Here is an 18,908-nt window from a genome sequence, read left to right on the forward strand (position 1 = left end):
CTACTGACCATGGAATCTGATATTCAACGCTATCTAAACAGACTGTTGCATGAAAAGCGCTATTCAGAACACACGGTCAATAATTACAGACGTCAGTTAGAAAGATTATTAGCCTTTTGTCATGATGCTGGTTACAGCAACTGGCAACAAATCACCACACAAGATATTCGGATGCTCATTGCTAAACGACATCGGCAAGGAGCATCGCCTTCCAGTAGCGCACTCCAGTTATCGGCAATGCGCCGTTTCTTAGAGTTCCTATTAAGCGAAAAGAAAATAACAGTTAATCCTGCAGTGGGTGTTCGTGGGCCAAAAAAGGCAAAGCGTTTACCGAAAAATATCGATGTGGATAGTCTCAATCACTTCCTCGATCAAATGCCGGAAGATGAGCCAATTGAAGTTCGTGACAAAGCCATGATGGAATTATTGTATTCATCCGGTATCCGTCTTGCAGAGCTAAGCGCCATGGACATAGATGACTTGAGTTTTTCGGATCAAAGCTTACGCGTGCTCGGCAAGGGTAATAAAGTTCGTGAAGTCCCGTTCGGTAACAGTTCAAAGAAAGTATTGAGCCTGTGGTTAAAAGAGCGAAATAATTTTGCTAAGAACAGTGATGAAAAAGCATTGTTCTTAAGCCAACAAGGCAACCGACTGACCAATCGCGCCATTCAACAAAGACTGGCGCATTGGGGCAAAAAGCTTGGATTAAACGATCGACTGCACCCACACAAGCTCAGACACTCCTGCGCAACCCATGTTTTAGAATCTTCGAGTGATTTGCGTGCGGTACAAGAGTTACTTGGCCACGCCAGTATCTCAACCACACAAATCTATACTCATCTCGATTTTCAGCATCTAGCAAAAACCTATGATGCGGCACACCCAAGAGCCAGGAAAAAGAAAGAATAGAATATGACCGAGAAACTCCGTGAAATCGATTGGCAAAAAGTCAAAGTCATCAGTTTTGATCTGGATGATACCCTGTGGGATAACCAGGGAGTTATAGAAAAGTGCGAGCAAGACCTGCTAGATTTTCTGGCAAAAGAACATCCGCCCATAGGCAAGCAATTTAACGTTGAGGCTATGCAGGCAATCTCAAAAAAACTATTAGAAGAAGATCGTCCTGAACTCGATAACATGACACTGCTGCGTAAAGAAATGATCCACCAAATGCTGGAACAAACCGGTGGTGATTTAGCACTAATTAATCCAGCCTTTGCGGTTTTCTATGGCTGCCGAAGTAACATCAAAATCCCACAACTTACTCATGATCTATTGTCTGCACTAAAATCGAAATACAGCCTGTTCGCCACTAGCAACGGCAACTCAAATTTAAGCGCCTTAGGATTGATGGATTATTTTGAACAACATTTTATTGCAGGTATTCATGGTCGCGCCAAACCATCACCAGAAATGCTGCATAACATCTGCGAACTCAAAAACATTGAACCCCAACAACTTCTCCATATTGGTGATAGCTACGACACCGACATTAAAAGCAGCATTGCCGCCAATTGTCAGCACTTAGAAATCCATGTGAAGGATATCGGGAAGTTATATGAGTGGGTGGTGGGTTAATCTAACCTTTTTCATATCACAGCTCCGTGAGAACTTCCTCCAATAGCTAACCGCGGTCAAAATCGTCTGAAGCGATTTAGAACAGCGCAGTTGACTTTGGGTGAAATACAAAGAAGCATTTAATAGGATTATGTGATGAATAAAATTATATTGCTATTGCTTGCACTAGGCTTACAAGCTTGTGGACCCTCCATAGATCAAAATTCTTCGTTAGAAAAAGTACTTAAAGTTACTAAGCAGAATTTTAAGGATAACGTTGATGAATTTGAGTTTATTAAGAATTATTACTATGACAATAATCACAAATTTATAGGTGAAGAACACTGCATTTATTACTTTGATGGAGAGGATGTAAGAGAAGATGAGTACTTTAAATCACTATCTCTACAAGAGCAGAAAGAAATCTTGAACTATGAAGAGATTTGTACAGCTTTATACAATGCTAAGGTTAATCCCTTAGGTGGAGGTGATCCTAATGGGTTCGTTCTCTTGACGTTTGATACTGTAAAGCAAAATCGGTCTCATTCATTCTCTTATGAGTATTATAAGTCACATGTATCAGAATCTTATTTGTGTGAGGAAGATTACTTAGAAAATTTAGGTGAGCGTGGAATGTGTTACTTTGAACTCGATAAAAATTGGGCTTTAGCACATCGATATATTGTTATTCCACCGAGAACGCCGATTGAAAAAAAATAGTGTAAATGGGCAAATTCCTACAGACTCTGCGTCGTCATCCTCTACAAAAGATAGCTTTCAGATTTGCACCAATAACCCCCTTAGATTGAGCTGAGTAGTAGCTAAGACATAGCTATTCAAAACAGGAAGTTTTGAATAGAAAATTCGGCTAGGTGACCGAAGGAAATCCCTTTAGGGAGATGGTACGTATTTTACGGTACCCAAGGGGCAGACGCTGCGTTAAGTGGCTTGGCGGATACGAAGAGTGTTTCGCTTGCGAAACCTCAATCTCGGGGCGCGGTTCTTTTTGGTTCTTTTTTTGGCGTTAAGAAAAAGGAACTCGCCGAGTGGCGAAACGATTAATTGAGGGAAGAGATAAAGTCACTGGATACCGCGGTCAAGCCGCGGTATGACGAAAATAGGTATTGCAGGAATGGTGCAACACATCACCCAATTACGAAGTAATTACTCGACTAATCCTCTCATATTCTCTGCCATGCCTTCTATCAATCGAATTTTTGCTTCATGGCTGGCCCAGGCAATGTGGGGTGTGATGTAGGTGTTGGGGACATCGTCTTGCAGCAGCGGGTTGTCGGTACTGGGTGGTTCGACGGATAAAACGTCGAGGCCGGCACCGCCGAGTTTGCCGCTTTTTAGTGCATCGGCAAGATGTTGTTCGTTGATTATGGGGCCGCGTGCTGTGTTGATGATAAAGCTGCCGGTTTTCATGAGGTCGATGAAGTCTTTGTTAACTAACTCTTTTGTTTCTTTAGTCAATGGGCAGTGTATCGAGACGAAGTTAGCTTGTGGTAGTGCATTGTTGAGTGGCACCTGGTTGTCGCGCATGGGTCGGCCGGGAATATTGGCAATAATAACTCGCATGCCGAATGCTTTAGCTAATTCTTCCACTTTTTGGGCGATATTGCCGTAGCCAATCAGGACTAAAGTTTTGTCGGCCACTTCCATGGTTGGGAAATCGGTCAGGGTGAACATGCGGCTTTCTTGCCATGCGCCTTGTCGCGTGAGATTGAAATGGTCATTGGCGCGGGTCGCGAAATTAAGAATAAATTGCAGGGTCAGTTGTGCCACGGCAAAGCTTGAATAGTCGGCAACGTTAAAGCATTGGATGCCTTTTTCTTTGGCAGCTTCAAGATCGATATTGTTCATGCCGGTGGCAGCCAATTGAATGGCTTTCAGGTTGGGCAGCTGATCCATCAATTCACGATCAATAACTACTTTATTGGTGATAATCACTTCAGCATCTTGGCAGCGCTCAAGTCTTTGCTTGGGGCTGGTAAGGCCATACAGTTTGCATTCGTCGAAGCATTCCACGAGCGGTGACAAATCCACTTTCGCTTTGTGGTGTTCGCTATCTTGCCATTGGCCCAAGGTATCGGCATCAAGAAAAACTGCGCGCATAAATATCGTTCCTGTCTAAAAAATAAAGTATGTAAAAAATCGAATATGCAAAGCTATCGAATCGAGAAAGTCAGATGGCCAAGCTTGCCAAAGTCGGCATCATATTGACCGCGCTCGGCTGGAATCATGGGGCCTAATGCGCCAGTGATCAAGAGGTTGCCTTCACTGACTGGATATCCTGACCGGAGACTGCGATTAATCAGCCAGGCCAATGCCTGCCACTGATCGCCCATGGCATCGCTGGCTTTTCCTTGAATAACCATCTCGCCATTGCGGGTTAATAGTGTGGAGATTTCATTGATGTTGAGAGAGCTCACATCAATTGGCTTACCGACTAATACTTTATTGGAAGCCACATTATTCACAATGAGGCCATGGCCTGTAATGTTGTCCGGGTTCTCGAAGCGTAAGTCCGGCAACTCAATCACGGGTACCACGCTTTTAATCATGGCGGGTAATTGTTCCGCGGTAACCAGCTGTGTGATGTTTTGATTAAGGATGAAGCCGATTTCAGTTTCCAGCATTAGGTTAGTGTGGTCGCTAAGTAGATAGACACTGCGGTCAAAAGCCAATCCTGGCTGAAACAGTGCACCGGCTACCGGTTCGCTAACGCCAAACTTCTTTTGGCCGGCTTCGCTGGTGAGTCCTGCCTTATAACCAATGATCGGATAGGCAACCCTTTGAACTAATTGATATTGTAGCTGATAGGCTGATTGTAAATCGTCGGCGCCCGGATTCTCGTTTTGATTGTTACTGGAGACGCATGCGACAACTAATGTCGAGAAAACGAGGCTAATGCTGAGCAATGCTTTTTTCATGGTGGCTTTTTCCCTACAATAGGCCGATTATTTTCAATAGAAGCAAGCATACCCTAATGGATGCCACTAGCATAATACAACCCCTGAACGATGCCCAGAAAGAAGCCGTTACCGCGCCTAATAAAGCTCTGCTTGTGTTGGCTGGCGCTGGTTCGGGTAAAACGCGCGTTTTGGTTCACCGCATTGCCTGGCTGGTGCAGGTGGAGCATATCTCTGCCCATTCGATTCTGGCGGTAACCTTTACCAATAAGGCGGCCAAAGAAATGCTAGGGCGGGTTGAGGACATGCTGGCGATGCCTGCTCGTGGTATGTGGATTGGTACTTTCCACAGCATTGCTCACCGTTTGTTGCGGGCTCATTATCGGGACGTTGGCTTACCTGAAGGTTTCCAGATTCTGGATGCACAGGATCAGCTGCGGGTCATCAAGCGGGTCATGAAAGAGCTCAATCTGGATGATAACGAGTGGCCACCGAAGCAGGCGCAATGGTTTATTAATGCCAAGAAAGACGATGGCCTGCGGCCCGGTGATATTCATCATCATGGGGATTTCTTTGTCAGCACAATGGTCAAGGTCTATTACGCCTATGAAGAAGCCTGTAAAAGAGGTGGGTTGGTTGATTTCAACGAGCTGCTGCTTCGAGCCTATGAGCTTTGGGCAAACAACCCTCATTTATTAAAGCACTACCAGGATCGCTTCCAGCATATTCTAGTGGACGAGTTTCAGGATACGAATGCCATTCAGTACGCCTGGATTCGCCTGCTATGCAACGACAACAACCGCATCACCATTGTGGGTGACGACGATCAGTCGATTTATGGCTGGCGTGGGGCGCGGATTGAGAATATTCAGCAGTTTGAGAAAGACTTTCCGGACTGTAAGGTATCGCGTCTTGAACAAAACTACCGTTCCACATCCACTATTTTGAAAGCAGCGAATGCGGTGATTGCCAATAATCATGAGCGGATGGGTAAAAGCCTGTGGACGGACGGTAATCAGGGCGAACCGATTATTTTGTATTCGGCTTTCAATGAGCAGGAAGAGGCGCGTTTTATAGCCGCACGAATCGAAGATTGGATTCAGCAGGGCAACAGTTATGATGACATCGCGATTTTGTATCGCAGCAATGCCCAATCGCGGATTCTCGAAGATGCCATGCTGCAGAAAGGCATTCCATATCGAATCTATGGCGGTTTGCGCTTTTTCGAACGTGCTGAGATTAAGGATACACTCGCTTATATGCGCTTAATGGCCAATCGTGATGACGATACCTCTTTTGAGCGAGTGGTTAATCAACCAGCACGTGGTCTTGGCGAAAAGTCGGTGGATTTGATTCGCGCGCAAGCCCGTGAGGAGCAGACTTCATTGTGGCAAGCGGCTAATAAAATGGTGGTTGAGCAATTATTGCCACCGCGCGCTAAAACCGCCATGGCTGGCTTTTTGCATCTGATCAATGAACTGGAGTCGAGTACTGCGGAATTGGATCTGTGGGAACAGACTGACATTGTGATTGAGCATTCGGGCTTGCTGGAAATGTACAGCAAGGAAAAAGGCGAGAAAGGTCAGGCACGTAAGGAAAACTTGCAGGAACTGGTCAATGCTACTCGCGAGTTTGATCCGGATGAAGTGGTGCCGGATGAGCTGCCCGATATGTCGCCACTGCAGGCTTTTATCGCTCACGCCACTTTGGAAGCGGGCGAGACGCAGGCCGATGAATATCAGGAGTCGGTGCAGCTGATGACGCTGCATTCGGCAAAGGGTCTCGAGTTCCCACTGGTGTTTATCGCCGGTGTCGAAGAAAAATTGTTCCCACATCAAATGTCTGTGGATGAACCCGGCGGGCTGGAAGAAGAAAGGCGTCTGGCTTATGTAGGCATTACCCGCGCCATGAAGCAGCTTTATCTGACCTTTGCTGAGAAACGCCGTATTTTTGGACGCGAGACCTATCCGCAACAATCACGCTTTATTCGTGAAATCCCCGATGAGCTGTTAACCGAAGTTCGCTTGAATACACAGGTGCAGCGTCCGGTATTTAACCGCTCGGCCAAATCGCCCATCAAGCGCAAAGGCCCAGAAGGTTTTTATCTTGGGCAGTTGGTCAAGCATCCGAAGTTTGGCACCGGCATTATCATCAATTATGAAGGTGAAGGCCCGCAGGCATCGGTGCAAATTAATTTTGAGAAGGAAGGACTGAAGAAATTAATGCTAGCCTATGCAAAGCTAGAGCCTGTTACATAACTATTTGAATAATAAGACAATAATCACAGTAAATTAAATTGTTTTTGAAGTAGGCATTATAGAAACTAATACAAAGCTACCCTTGTAATCAATTTTTCTAACTGGTATAACCACAGCCAGCCCTAATCTCCTAAGACGGAACTCGTGAGTTAGTCTTAGGAGATTAGGGCTTTTTTTTTAACTAAAAATATAGCTAAGGGGTAACTAAATGTCTTTTAAATTAAAGATGGCCTGCGCAGCATCACTATTAGCAATGGGCGTGTCTGCTCATGGGGCTAATGGTCTTGGTGATCAGGCAACCGAAGCGCCAACCACTGCAAAGGGTAAAGAGCGCGTTATCATCAAATTTAAACCAGGACATGGACGAACTGTAAAATCTGCTGCAGCAAGAGCGGGCGGTGAACTTAAAGTTGATTTGAAGCAACATAATGCTTTCGCAATTGAAGTACCAGCTCAAGCACTTAAAGGCCTGCGCAATAATCCAAACATTGAATATGTTGAGCCTGACTTAAGGCGTAAACTGATGTCGACTGATCTTAATACCACTGAAGTGGAGCCTTGGGGGCTTGCCCGCGTCGAGGCTGATCTGGTTTCTGATACTAATGCGGGTAACCGTACGGTATGTATTATTGATTCAGGTTATGACATCAATAATTCTGACTTAAGCTCGAACAGTGTTTCAGGTACCAATGACTCAGGCACTGGCAACTGGTACGAACCAGGTGGTTCACATGGTACTCATGTGGCAGGAACCATCGCTGCGGTTGCTAACGGTTCCGGTGTGGTTGGTGTGATGCCAAATGCTAATGTTAACTTACATATTATCAAAGTATTCAACGAATCAGGTTGGGGTTATTCATCTGATTTGATTAATGCGGTCGATGATTGTGTTACAGCTGGCGCAAATGTTGTGAGTATGAGCTTAGGCGGTAGCGGCTCTTCCACTACAGAAGGCAATGCATTTTCAAACTATTACAGCAATGGTGTTTTGAGTATCGCAGCTGCTGGTAATGGTGGTGACACTTCTTATTCTTATCCTGCATCGTATGATGACGTTGTTTCTATCGCTGCAGTTGATTCCGGTAACCAACACGCCAATTTCTCACAGCGCAATGATCAGGTTGAGCTTGCCGGACCAGGTGAAGCGATTCTTTCGAGCGTTGCTATTGGTGACGGTTATTTAGGTCAGTTGGAAGTGGGAGGTGTGGATTACTTCGATAATGGCGTAGTACCACAGAACTTCTACAACAGCAGTCTACAGTTTGATAATAGTGCCAATGTTGGTTCTGCTTCAGGCACGCTAGGCGTTTGTTCAACATCTGGCACCAGCTACAGCTGTCCTAGTATGGTGGGCAAAGTCTGTTTGGTGGAGCGTGGTGAGAACCAGGCTGATAACACCAGCTCAACAGAAAATAACTATCCAGAATATCGTGCAGTTAATGCCTGTATGGATGCCGGTGCATCTGGCGTAGTGGTCTACAGTAATGCTGCTCGTCCTGGATTGCAGCACCCTTTCCTAATCGATTTCGATAGTAAAATTGGCAGCACTCCTGTGGTATCAGTGGATCGTTCCACTGGACTTGAGCTTGCTAATCGAGCAGGTCAAAGCGTTGCCATGTCGAAAGACGGTGGCCAGAACTGGGAATACTATAACGGTACTTCGATGGCCACGCCTCACGTCAGCGCAGTAGCGGCATTGGCCTGGAGTTATCATTCAAGTTGTACAGCAGCTGACATCCGTAATGCTTTACGAGCGACAGCCGTTGACCTAGGTACTTCTGGGGTTGATAACAAAACGGGTTATGGACTGGTTAAAACACAGGCGGCAATAGATTACCTGGCCAATAGTAGCTGTGGTGGTGGAACTGAACCGCCTCCTAGTGGTGACGATGAACTTCAAAAAGGTGTTGTGACTGCTGATCTAAGTGGTACTCAAGGTTCAGAAACATTCTTCACTTTTGAAGTGCCAGCAGGTGCTACCGATCTAACGTTTGACATGAGCGGTGGTTCGGGTGATGCGGATCTCTACGTGAAGTTTGGTTCAGAGCCAACCACATCGAGCTATGACTGTCGTCCGTACAAAGGTGGTAATACCGAGAATTGCAGTTTTGCCTCGCCACAAGCGGGTACATGGCATGTGATGATTCGTGGTTATCAAGCCTATTCGGGTGTTGACCTAGTTGCAGACTATGTAGATGGAAGCTCTAACCCAATCAATGACACACTGAGTGAGTCTAATTTATCTGGAGCACAAGCGAGCAAGCAGTACTTTACTCTGGAAGTTCCTGCAGGCCGTTCGGCTGTTGATGTTGTGATGTCAGGTGGATCGGGTGATGCGGACTTATACGTAAAGTTTGGTTCGGAGCCAACTACCTCAAGCTATGATTGCCGTCCTTACAAATATGGTAATGAGGAGTCATGCTCATTGACCGCACAGGAAGGCACTTATTACATCATGATTTATGGCTACGAGAGCTATTCAGGCGTGAGTCTTGAAGGAAGTTCTAACTAGATAGCAAGAGACAAGCTGTCGAAATAAAAGGTCGCTTCGGCGGCCTTTTATTTTGCCTGATGATTGTGAGACAGATAGTCCAGTTGAGAAACAAACCTAATGTGAGAAAGAGGATGGTCATGAAATAGAATAGATCGTCATTACTAAAACTAATGTTATAGTTTTAGTTAATCAAGCTGCCTACATCAATTAATGTCAATAAAATTTACAGTTATAATGCTACGTACTGTTACATTCGTGATAAGTTTATATACATTAAGGATTATTTTAACTAATTTGTCGAATTAGCTGTATTGTTCCTTGACGACATTGAAAGCCCTTTGCTTTAATCGGACGCACTTTATTTGCGAGATGTCGATCGCTAGATCGGAAATTTTAGCAAATGATTAAGTTATCATTATTTAGATAGATTAAATAATGATGAAAAGAGTTATCCAGACAAGGGGTAGGTTTAATGTCTTTTAAAGTAAAGATGGCTTGCGCGGCCACATTATTAGCGCTTGGTTCAGCTGCACACGCTGAACGTGTGATCGTTTCTTACGATAGTAACGGTCAAGGCCTTAAGAAAGGTCATCAAGTTAAAGTAGAAGGTAATGGCTGGTTTGCAGCCGAGCTGGACGAAAAGGGCAAAAGCGCTATTCGTGGCAAGAAAGGCTTCAAATCAATGGAAGCTGACCATAAGCGCTTCCCATTGGCTATCTATAATGATGATGCGGGTGATCCAAGCACTCAACAATTAACACCTTACGCGATTTACCAATCTCAAGCAGACCAACTATCACTAATGCCTGGCCAAAAGGTATGTGTGATCGACTCTGGTATTGCTGGTGGTAATGGCGAGACTGGCGGTAAGAACTTTGACTTTGATTGGTCAGTTATTACGGGTACCAGCAATTCAGGTACTGGCGATTGGTTCACTGACGGTGGTCCACACGGTACTCACGTAGCGGGTACAGTCGGCGCAGCTGACAACGGTTTCGGTGTTGTTGGTATGGCTCCTGGCGTTCCAATGCACATCATCAAAGTATTCAACGCTTCAGGCTGGGGTTACTCATCTGACTTAGCATTTGCAGCAGAAAAATGTACTGAAGGTGGTGCTAATATCATTACCATGTCACTAGGTGGCGGCGGTGCTAACTCAACTGAAGAAAATGCCTTCAATACTTTCACTAACAATGGTGGCTTGGTATTAGCAGCAGCGGGTAACGACGGTAACAACGTTCGTTCATACCCAGCAGGCTACAAATCAGTAATGATGATTGGTGCTAACGATGGCAACAACAACATTGCGAGCTTCTCTCAATTCCCATCAAACACCAAAACATCAGGCCGAGGTGGTAACAAAACGACTGAAACACATGATGGTTATGGTGTAGAAATCACAGCGGGTGGTGTTGATACACTTTCAACTTACCCTGCAGGCAGCGCTACTATTGCCAGCCTAACAGTTGATGGTGTTGGTGTTCCAACTGCAGCAACTGACAACACGGGTTCAGTTTCAGGTTCAACCTACTTCATGGGTACAGGTGAAGCGGTTGACTCTGGCGCGAACGGCAAAATCTGTGTGATTGATCGTGGTAATATTTCTTTCGCAGACAAAATCAATAACTGTGGCGACTCAGGCGGTATTGGTGCTGTTGTTATAAACAACGTAGCAGGCGAAGGTGTTATCTACATGGATATCACGGGTGTTACAACTAACATCCCAGCGGTAGGCACAGCGTATGAAGATCGCTCAGCCATCGTTGGCGCTTCAAATGCCAGCATCAGCTCAGGCCCAAGTGACTATGGTTACATGAGTGGTACGTCAATGGCGACTCCTGGAGCCGCGGGTGTTGCAGCTCTAGTATGGTCAAACTTCCCAAGCTGTACGGGAACTGAAATCCGCGAAGCGTTAAAAGCAACTGCGGAAGATCAGGGCGATCCTGGCCGTGATGACTACTTCGGTTACGGTATCGTTAAAGCTAAGAATGCTTATGATTACTTGTCAGCGAATGGTTGTGCCGGTGGCGGTACAGACCCAGTTGATAGCTCACCAGTAGCAGGCTTTGATTACTCGTGTACTGATTTGAGTTGTAGTTTCACAGACACAAGTTCCGATGACAATGGTATCGCAAGTTACAGCTGGAACTTCGGTGACGGCAACTCAAGCACTGCAGCGAATCCAGGCCACACTTATGGTGCAGACGGTTCTTACACTGTGACTTTGACGGTAACTGATACTGCGGGCCAAACTGACAGTTCATCGCAAACCGTAACAGTTTCGACTGGTGGTGACACTGGTGGCGATATCAGCTTGACTGCAACTGGCTACAAAGTGAAAGGTCGTCATAGTGTTGACTTGACGTGGAGCGGTGCTTCTTCAACTAGCGTTGATGTTTACCGTGATGGTTCATTGATTGCAACAACAGCAAACGATGGAGCTTACACTGATTCAACTAACAATCGTGGTGGTGCAGTCTATAACTACCAGATTTGTGAAGCGGGAACTTCAACTTGCTCATCAGAAGTATCAGTTGTGTTCTAAAACTAGCTTTACAATGTAAAACGAAAAAGCGGACTTAGGTCCGCTTTTTTTTTGGCTAAAATTATAAGCAATGCAAGAATGCATTAATAGTACAAATAACAACCTCTTTCTCGATACAAACTGATACATAGGTGTAAGAAAGTGTTACATTTCGCATAAAATGAGCTAATTTGTACAATTAGTTTAATTATTGCTTGACGACTTTTTGATCACTTTGCTTTAATCATTATCGCCTCATTTGCTATGGATAGAATTTTGAGATTTGCAATCCATAGCAAATGGGGCTTTTTTGTGGACAGAAAAAATTCATTGATAAGATCTTCGAAAATATTCTGAAACAACACAAAAGAACATTACTGATTTATTCAAGACATAAGTTAACCAACGAGGGGTAGGTTTAATGTCATTTAAAGTAAAGATGGCTTGCGCGGCCACATTATTAGCGCTTGGTTCAGCTGCACACGCTGAACGCGTGATCGTTTCTTACGATAGTAACGGTCAAGGCCTTAAGAAAGGTCATCAAGTTAAAGTAGAAGGCAATGGCTGGTTCGCAGTCGAGTTGGACGAAAATGGCAAAAGTGCTATTCGCGGCCAGAAAGGTTTCAAATCGATGGAAACAGATTACCAACGTTTCCCAATGGCTATCTATAATGATGATGCGGGTGATCCAAGCGCTCAACAGCTGACTCCATATGCTGTATATCAGTCACAAGCAGATCAATTAGTGCTTCAGTCTGGCCAAAAAGTTTGTGTAATCGATTCTGGTATCGCAGGTGGTCAAGGCGAAACTGGTGGCAAAAATAACGACTTTAACTGGTCAGTTATTACTGGTGATAGCGATTCAGGTACTGGCGATTGGTTCACAGACGGTGGCCCACACGGTACTCACGTAGCGGGTACAGTCGGCGCAGCTGACAATGGTATCGGTGTTGTTGGTATGGCTCCTGGCGTTCCAATGCACATCATCAAAGTATTCAACGCTTCAGGTTGGGGTTACTCATCTGACTTAGCGTTCGCTGCTGAAAAATGTACGCAAGCTGGCGCTAACATCATTACCATGTCACTAGGTGGTGGCGGTGCAAACTCTACTGAAGAGAATGCATTCAACACTTTCACTAACAACGGTGGTTTAGTATTAGCAGCTGCAGGTAACGACGGTAACAACGTTCGTTCATACCCAGCAGGCTACAAGTCAGTGATGATGATTGGTGCTAACGATGCTAACAATAACATCGCAAGCTTCTCGCAATTCCCAACTAACACAAAGACTTCTGGTCGTGGTAAACAAGCCACAACTGAAACTCATGATGGTTATGGTGTAGAAATCACAGCGGGTGGTGTTGATACTTTATCAACTTACCCAGCAGGTGGCGCTACTATCGCCAGCCTAACAGTTGATGGTGTGGGTGTTCCAACTGCAGCAACTGACAACACGGGTTCAGTTTCAGGTTCAACCTACTTTATGGGTACAGGCGAAGCGGTTGACTCTGGCGCGAACGGTAAAATCTGTGTGATTGACCGTGGTAACATTTCTTTCGCAGACAAAATCAATAACTGTGGTACTTCAGGCGGTATTGGTGCTGTTGTGATTAATAACGTAGCTGGCGAAGGCGTTATTTACATGGATATCACTGGTGTTACCACTAGCATCCCAGCAGTTGGCACAGCGTTCGAAGATCGTGCAGCTATCGTTGGTGCTTCAAATGCGAGCATCAGCTCAGGTGCCAGTGACTATGGCTACATGAGTGGTACCTCTATGGCGACTCCAGCAGCAGCTGGTGTGGCAGCTCTAGTATGGTCAAATCACCCTACTTGTACTGGTACAGAAATCCGTGAAGCTTTAAAAGCAACTGCGGAAGATCAGGGTGCAGCAGGTCGTGATGATTACTTCGGTTACGGTATTGTTAAAGCTAAAGCAGCTAGTGATTACATCACTGCAAACGGTTGCCAAGGTGGTGACACAACAGATCCTACAGACCCAACGGATCCACCAGCAGGTGATTTAACTGCAAGTGGTAGTCGTTCTAAAGGTGGCGGTCAGCTGGATCTAGTTTGGAGTGGTTTCTCTAACTCTAACGTAGACATCACCCTTACTTCAGGTGGCGCTACGGTACTACAAGATACTCAAGTAAATGATGGTGCAGTATCTTACTCCGGTGCAAGCAAGCAAGCGACTTACACAGTGACAATCTGTGAGTCTGGCACAACAACTTGTGCTGCTTCATTCGACTTATAATCGAATAGTCGTGAGATAATTAGCCCCGCTTTGGCGGGGCTTTTTTATGCGCAAATGAAAAAAGTACAATGCATATTTGCATTAGAAAAACTTATTGGTAAGACCTGTACATAAAATAGAAGAATTTGTTTGATTGTATCTATATATGTTGATATAAGTACGTTGCTTTCATTAGAAAAAATAATGTTTGAGAGCAAATCTTTTAACATAAATTATATACACACTAAGGGGTAGGTATATGAAAAAAACACTAATCGCTAGCGCTGTTGGTATGGCCGTTGTGTCATTCTCAGCTTCAGCAACTCAACCAACGTATTCATCAAATGATGAGTTAAATGTACAAAATCGTTGTATCGTTAGTTTCCACGATTCAGTTGATGGTTCACAGGTTAAAGGCCTAGCAAAAGGTATGGCTCAACGCGCAAACGCATCTATTCGTCACGTCTATCAAAACTCAATCAAAGGCTTCACAGTGAATGCACCTTGCCATGCTGCAGAAAAAGCATTTGGCGGTGACATGAATGTCAAAAGCATGAGTCCTGATGGCGTGGTTAGCGTCAGCTTTAAAGGTAAGCCAGGCGGCGGTGGTGGTGGCGGTGGCCAGACTACGCCATGGAGTGTCACTCGTGTTGGTGGTCCAGTAAGCGGTTCAGGCTACACAGCTTGGGTAATCGATACTGGTATCGATGTTGACCATACTGACTTGAATGTTGATGCCAATCGTGGTTTCTCAGCATTTACTTCTGGTAAAGATGCTGGTGTCGACGATGGTAACGGCCACGGTACGCACGTAGCAGGTACTATTGCAGCACTAAACAACACGCAAGATGTGGTTGGTGTTGCTGCCGGCGCAACTGTAGTTCCTGTTAAGGTTTTGGATTCACGCGGTTCAGGTTCATATTCAGGTGTTATCGCAGGTGTTGACTATGTAGCAGCCAATGCAAACTCAGGTGACTGTGCCAACATGAGCTTAGGTGGACCAGTAAGCCAAGAGCTTGACGATGCAGTTAAAGCTGCCGCGCAAAGCTCAGGTGCTTATTTCGTATTGGCAGCAGGTAATGACGGTGATCATGCCAGCAATCATTCTCCAGCGCGTGCTAATGGCACACGAGTGTTTACCATCTCAGCAACTGACTCAAGCGATAACATGCCGTATTGGTCAAACTATGGTAACCCACCAGTAGATTATGCTGCACCAGGTGTAAGCATTCTTTCATTACGTGCTGGCGGCGGTACTACGACTATGTCAGGTACTTCAATGGCATCACCAGCTGCTTGCGCTGTGATCATGATGCGTAACGGTAACCCATCAACTGATGGCACAGCCGGCAATGATCCAGACGGCAACCCAGATCCAATCATCCATCTATAGATAAGTTTGGATATTTTGGGGTAGGTAAAGGCGCTCTTAATCGAGCGCCTTTTTTATTATGAAAGAGGCAGTAGAGCAAATAGCAGTGAATTACTTTTTGCTAACTATTGCTACAAATCGCTACAAATGCAGTTGTTTTTGTAAAGCATACCGACACTTTTCGCATAAAAAATAATTATTGGTTTGTCCAGTTCTCAATATTAAAAATAATGATTGCGCGATAAAAATTTGATTGCTATAAAAATGGAGTCTGCTGAATCGAATAGAGTTTGAGCAGAAATTTGAAACAAAGATAAATAGAGCAATTCACAAATCCTAAGGGGTAGGTATATGAAAAAATCTCTAGTCGCAAGTGCCGTTGGATTAGCGGTCCTTTCAACATCTGCATTGGCGGTCGAACCAACGTTCTCATCGAATGACGAACTTAATGTCCAAAACCGCTGTATTATAAGCTTCAACGATTCTGTCGATGCATCTCAGGTAAAAGGTCTCGCTAAAGGTCTTGCCCAACGCGCTAATTCATCAGTGCGCCACGTTTACCAAAATTCAATTAAAGGCTTTGCTGTTAACATGCCGTGTCACGCTGCCGAAAAAGCATTTGGTGGGGACGCTAATGTGAAAAGCATGAATCCCGATGGCGTAGTAAGCGTCAGCTTTAAAGGTAAGCCAGGTGGTGGTGGTGGTGGCGGTGGCCAGACTACACCGTGGAGTGTCACTCGCGTTGGTGGTCCAGTTAGTGGAGCAGGTTATACCGCTTGGGTGATTGATACCGGTATTGACGTTGATCATGGTGACTTGAATGTGGATGCCAGCCGAGGTTTTACCGCTTTTACAAAAGGTAAAGACGCTTCTGTTGACGATGGAAACGGTCATGGCACGCACGTAGCAGGTACTATTGCTGCACTTAATAATACACAGGACGTCGTTGGTGTTGCAGCAGGTGCTACAGTGGTTCCAATTAAGGTATTAGATTCACGTGGTTCGGGTTCTTACTCAGGTGTTATTGCCGGTATCGATTATGTAGCGGCCAATGCTAATTCAGGTGATTGTGTGAACATGAGTTTGGGCGGCCCAGCTAGCTCTGACGTTGATAATGCAGTTGAAGCGGCAGAACAAAGCTCAGGCGCCTACTTTGTGGTAGCGGCGGGTAATGACGGCAGTCATGCGAGCAACTATTCTCCTGCACGCGCTAGCGGCAACCGCGTTTACACCATTTCAGCTACAGACTCGAATGACAATATGCCTTACTGGTCAAACTATGGTAACCCACCGGTAGATTACGCTGCTCCAGGTGTAAGCATACTATCGACTAGAAAAGGTGGCGGTACGACGACAATGTCAGGTACTTCAATGGCATCACCAGCAGCCTGTGCGGTGATTATGCTACGTAACGGCAACCCATCAACTGATGGCACAGCCGGAAACGATCCAGACGGCAACCCAGATCCGATTATTCATCTGTAAGGGTGTTGTCTACAACTAATAATAATTAACGGATAGTTAATTCAAGCGCTCCTCGGAGCGCTTTTTTTATGTAAAAGAAAAAGAGTTGAAAATTACTGCTGCGGCTTTTCCTGATTTTGTGGCGCGGTACCGTACATATCTTGCGCGCGCTGATAAAGCACCCAGCTGGTGAAAATATATTTGTCACCTGAGACTGGCTTCTGGCCGCGGTGGGTATGGGTAAAACCTGCGGGGAAGATAACCAGTGAGCCTTGCTCAGGTTTACTTTTAATTTGCTGGTAGAAGAATTCAGTTTCGCCGCCTTCTTCTACATCATTCAAATAAAACATCCAGACTAAACTACGGTGCAAACTGTCTTGATGCGGATCGGTTGGATGTGGGTAATGCTCTGAATGCCAATGAAAATAGCCACCTTGACCTTTATCGTACTTCTGCATATTTACAGGTCCAAGGCGATAAACGGCTTTAATAAATTCGCCTAAACTGGCGTCATCCATTTTTTCCACATCAACATAGCTAAGGTTTTCCATTTCACCATCTTTGTTTTGATACTGCAGTGAAATAGCACCGGCAAGCAGGAAAGGATATTGACGCACGTAGTGAATTAAGCCGCGTAGAACAACGTTCTGCAAATGCAGCATTTCTTCCTGCCATTCATCAGGAAAACTGGTGCAGGTAATATCGGTACTGTTCTTTTTAATTTTATCGACGCCTGCGCCGGTTTGGCCTTGGTGCTTGTGCTCACTTTTCTCGAATTTATCGATACAGCGCTGACAGAACTCTGGATCTAATGCTTCTTTATAAATATTGATAAAACTGGACATACCACTATAACCCCATTTCGTAATTTGCTGTTGGTCTTTTATTAATCAAAGTTGCCATAGCCTATTATACTGGGTACATTGTTGCCAGTCCTTTTATGTGTTCAATTATAATCAAAGTAATCAATGGTAAATATGATGAAAAGAAGAAAGTTTATTGGAGCTTTGGGTGCCGGAGCAGCTGTGGCAGGTTTGGCTGCCTGCGGGGGAGCGCCGACGGAATGTAGTGACGGCCAGGTAGCGGTTAAAAGTGGCGAAAAGATTAAATGGACCATGGTAACCACTTGGCCCAAAAACTTTGCCGGTTTAGGAGAAGGTGCTGAATATCTGGCTAAGTTAATTGGTCAGTTAAGTGGTGGCAGAATGGAGGTCAAAGTTTACGGATCCGGTGAACTGGTGCCAGCTTTGCAGGTCTTTGAAGCGGTGGCAACTGGCGCTGCCCAGATGGGCCACGGCGCTGCCTATTATTGGTCTGGAAAACTCTCGATGTCACCTTTCTTTGCTGCGGTTCCCTTTGGACTCAATGCGCAAGAAATGAATGGCTGGTTATTGCATGGAGGCGGTATTGAATTGTGGCGTGAATTGTATGCGCCTTTTAATCTGATTCCAGAGCCTGCAGGAAATACCGGGGTTCAGATGGCGGGTTGGTTCAATAAAGAAATCAATTCAATCGAAGATATTAAAGGTTTAAAGATGCGTATACCAGGGCTGGGTGGCGAAGTCTGGAAAAGGGCAGGCGGCATTCCTGTATTGATGCCGGGCAGTGAAGTTTTTACCTCGCTGGACACCGGAGCGATTGATGCTGCGGAATGGGTCGGCCCTTACAATGATTTAGCATTTGGTTTATTCAAAGCAGCTAAATATTACTACTACCCAGGCTGGCAAGAGCCGGGTTCAACGCTAGAGGCGCTAATTAATAAAGAAGCCTTTGAAGCATTGCCGCAGGATTTACAAGATGTCGTTCGTCATGCTTGTCGAGTAACCAATGCGGATATGCTGGCTCACTTTACGGCAGAAAATAATAAAGCTTTGCAGACTTTGGTTACGAAACATGGTGTGCAGTTAAAAGAATTACCAAAAGATGTGCTCGATGAGTTAAAGACTATTTCCGACGCCATGATTGAAGAGCAGGCCAAAACCGAACTTGATCAGAGAATCTTAAAGTCCTTTAAAACGTTCCGCGATCAAGCGAAAAGCTGGCATGAAGTTTCAGAGGTTAGTTATTACCGAGGAAGGCAGTAAGCTA

The 18,908-nt window shown here is 45.2% G+C and carries 13 protein-coding genes; 10 read left to right on the forward strand and 3 right to left on the reverse strand.

Translation table 11 applies throughout. From position 1 onward, the window contains the following. The first annotated feature begins 9 nt into the window (after positions 1 to 9). The 3 genes from xerC (at position 10) to KKOR_RS00875 (ending at position 2,277) form a co-directional block, all read left to right on the forward strand. The gene (gene xerC / locus KKOR_RS00865; protein WP_012800113.1) at positions 10 to 909 is read left to right on the forward strand and encodes a tyrosine recombinase XerC; all 900 of its coding nucleotides are present in this window, start codon (positions 10 to 12) and stop codon (positions 907 to 909) included. Between the two features lie 3 nt (positions 910 to 912). Then, complete coding sequence (locus KKOR_RS00870) at positions 913 to 1,578, forward strand: HAD-IA family hydrolase (RefSeq protein ID WP_012800114.1); 666 nt, start codon at positions 913 to 915, stop codon at positions 1,576 to 1,578. Between the two features lie 135 nt (positions 1,579 to 1,713). After that, positions 1,714 to 2,277, forward strand: coding sequence for a hypothetical protein (locus tag KKOR_RS00875; protein ID WP_012800115.1), 564 nt, complete (start codon positions 1,714 to 1,716; stop codon positions 2,275 to 2,277). Positions 2,278 to 2,721: 444 nt separating this feature from the next. Here KKOR_RS00875 and KKOR_RS00880 read toward each other — a convergent pair whose 3' ends face one another. Together KKOR_RS00880 and KKOR_RS00885 are read right to left on the reverse strand one after the other, a co-directional pair. Then, the gene (locus KKOR_RS00880) at positions 2,722 to 3,675 is read right to left on the reverse strand and encodes a D-2-hydroxyacid dehydrogenase (protein WP_012800116.1); all 954 of its coding nucleotides are present in this window, start codon (positions 3,673 to 3,675) and stop codon (positions 2,722 to 2,724) included. A 53-nt stretch (positions 3,676 to 3,728) separates the two neighbouring features. Beyond that, the gene (locus tag KKOR_RS00885; protein WP_012800117.1) at positions 3,729 to 4,493 is read right to left on the reverse strand and encodes a 2-keto-4-pentenoate hydratase; all 765 of its coding nucleotides are present in this window, start codon (positions 4,491 to 4,493) and stop codon (positions 3,729 to 3,731) included. 56 nt (positions 4,494 to 4,549) lie between these two features. Here KKOR_RS00885 and uvrD point away from each other — a divergent pair, with 56 nt between their 5' ends. From uvrD to KKOR_RS00915, 6 genes are all read left to right on the forward strand, one after another. Next, positions 4,550 to 6,730 carry a DNA helicase II gene (uvrD, locus tag KKOR_RS00890; protein ID WP_012800118.1) on the forward strand — a complete coding sequence of 727 codons (2,181 nt, stop codon included), beginning with the start codon at positions 4,550 to 4,552 and terminating at the stop codon, positions 6,728 to 6,730. Between the two features lie 208 nt (positions 6,731 to 6,938). Further along, a complete protein-coding gene (locus KKOR_RS00895) occupies positions 6,939 to 9,242 on the forward strand; it encodes a S8 family serine peptidase (protein WP_012800119.1) in 2,304 nt (767 codons plus the stop codon). Between the two features lie 454 nt (positions 9,243 to 9,696). Continuing rightward, positions 9,697 to 11,769, forward strand: coding sequence for a S8 family serine peptidase (locus KKOR_RS00900; RefSeq protein WP_012800120.1), 2,073 nt, complete (start codon positions 9,697 to 9,699; stop codon positions 11,767 to 11,769). A 400-nt stretch (positions 11,770 to 12,169) separates the two neighbouring features. Then, on the forward strand, positions 12,170 to 14,005 hold the full coding sequence (locus KKOR_RS00905; protein WP_012800121.1) for a S8 family serine peptidase: 1,836 nt from the start codon (positions 12,170 to 12,172) through the stop codon (positions 14,003 to 14,005). A gap of 238 nt (positions 14,006 to 14,243) precedes the next feature. Beyond that, positions 14,244 to 15,377: a S8 family serine peptidase gene (locus tag KKOR_RS00910; RefSeq protein WP_012800122.1), complete on the forward strand. Its 1,134-nt coding sequence runs from the start codon at positions 14,244 to 14,246 to the stop codon at positions 15,375 to 15,377. A 330-nt stretch (positions 15,378 to 15,707) separates the two neighbouring features. Further along, positions 15,708 to 16,841, forward strand: coding sequence for a S8 family serine peptidase (locus tag KKOR_RS00915; RefSeq protein WP_012800123.1), 1,134 nt, complete (start codon positions 15,708 to 15,710; stop codon positions 16,839 to 16,841). A gap of 92 nt (positions 16,842 to 16,933) precedes the next feature. Here KKOR_RS00915 and KKOR_RS00920 read toward each other — a convergent pair whose 3' ends face one another. Continuing rightward, positions 16,934 to 17,665, reverse strand: coding sequence for a 2OG-Fe(II) oxygenase (locus KKOR_RS00920; RefSeq protein WP_012800124.1), 732 nt, complete (start codon positions 17,663 to 17,665; stop codon positions 16,934 to 16,936). Positions 17,666 to 17,797: 132 nt separating this feature from the next. Here KKOR_RS00920 and KKOR_RS00925 point away from each other — a divergent pair, with 132 nt between their 5' ends. Further along, entirely contained in the window at positions 17,798 to 18,904 is a 1,107-nt protein-coding gene (locus tag KKOR_RS00925; protein ID WP_041296091.1) for a TRAP transporter substrate-binding protein, read from the forward strand. Positions 18,905 to 18,908 lie beyond the last annotated feature (4 nt).

The sequence above is a fragment of the Kangiella koreensis DSM 16069 genome (assembly GCF_000024085.1).
GTDB lineage: Bacteria > Pseudomonadota > Gammaproteobacteria > Enterobacterales > Kangiellaceae > Kangiella > Kangiella koreensis.

Bases quoted from the DNA above. Each gene is read 5' to 3' on its own strand.
- KKOR_RS00915 (WP_012800123.1), top strand. From the start codon at position 15,708: ATGAAAAAATCTCTAGTCGCAAGTGCCGTTGGATTAGCGGTCCTTTCA.
- KKOR_RS00875 (WP_012800115.1), top strand. From the start codon at position 1,714: ATGAATAAAATTATATTGCTATTGCTTGCACTAGGCTTACAAGCTTGT.
- xerC (WP_012800113.1), top strand. From the start codon at position 10: ATGGAATCTGATATTCAACGCTATCTAAACAGACTGTTGCATGAAAAG.
- KKOR_RS00905 (WP_012800121.1), top strand. From the start codon at position 12,170: ATGTCATTTAAAGTAAAGATGGCTTGCGCGGCCACATTATTAGCGCTT.
- KKOR_RS00920 (WP_012800124.1), bottom strand. From the start codon at position 17,665: ATGTCCAGTTTTATCAATATTTATAAAGAAGCATTAGATCCAGAGTTC.
- uvrD (WP_012800118.1), top strand. From the start codon at position 4,550: ATGGATGCCACTAGCATAATACAACCCCTGAACGATGCCCAGAAAGAA.
- KKOR_RS00895 (WP_012800119.1), top strand. From the start codon at position 6,939: ATGTCTTTTAAATTAAAGATGGCCTGCGCAGCATCACTATTAGCAATG.
- KKOR_RS00910 (WP_012800122.1), top strand. From the start codon at position 14,244: ATGAAAAAAACACTAATCGCTAGCGCTGTTGGTATGGCCGTTGTGTCA.
- KKOR_RS00925 (WP_041296091.1), top strand. From the start codon at position 17,798: ATGATGAAAAGAAGAAAGTTTATTGGAGCTTTGGGTGCCGGAGCAGCT.
- KKOR_RS00885 (WP_012800117.1), bottom strand. From the start codon at position 4,493: ATGAAAAAAGCATTGCTCAGCATTAGCCTCGTTTTCTCGACATTAGTT.
- KKOR_RS00880 (WP_012800116.1), bottom strand. From the start codon at position 3,675: ATGCGCGCAGTTTTTCTTGATGCCGATACCTTGGGCCAATGGCAAGAT.
- KKOR_RS00900 (WP_012800120.1), top strand. From the start codon at position 9,697: ATGTCTTTTAAAGTAAAGATGGCTTGCGCGGCCACATTATTAGCGCTT.
- KKOR_RS00870 (WP_012800114.1), top strand. From the start codon at position 913: ATGACCGAGAAACTCCGTGAAATCGATTGGCAAAAAGTCAAAGTCATC.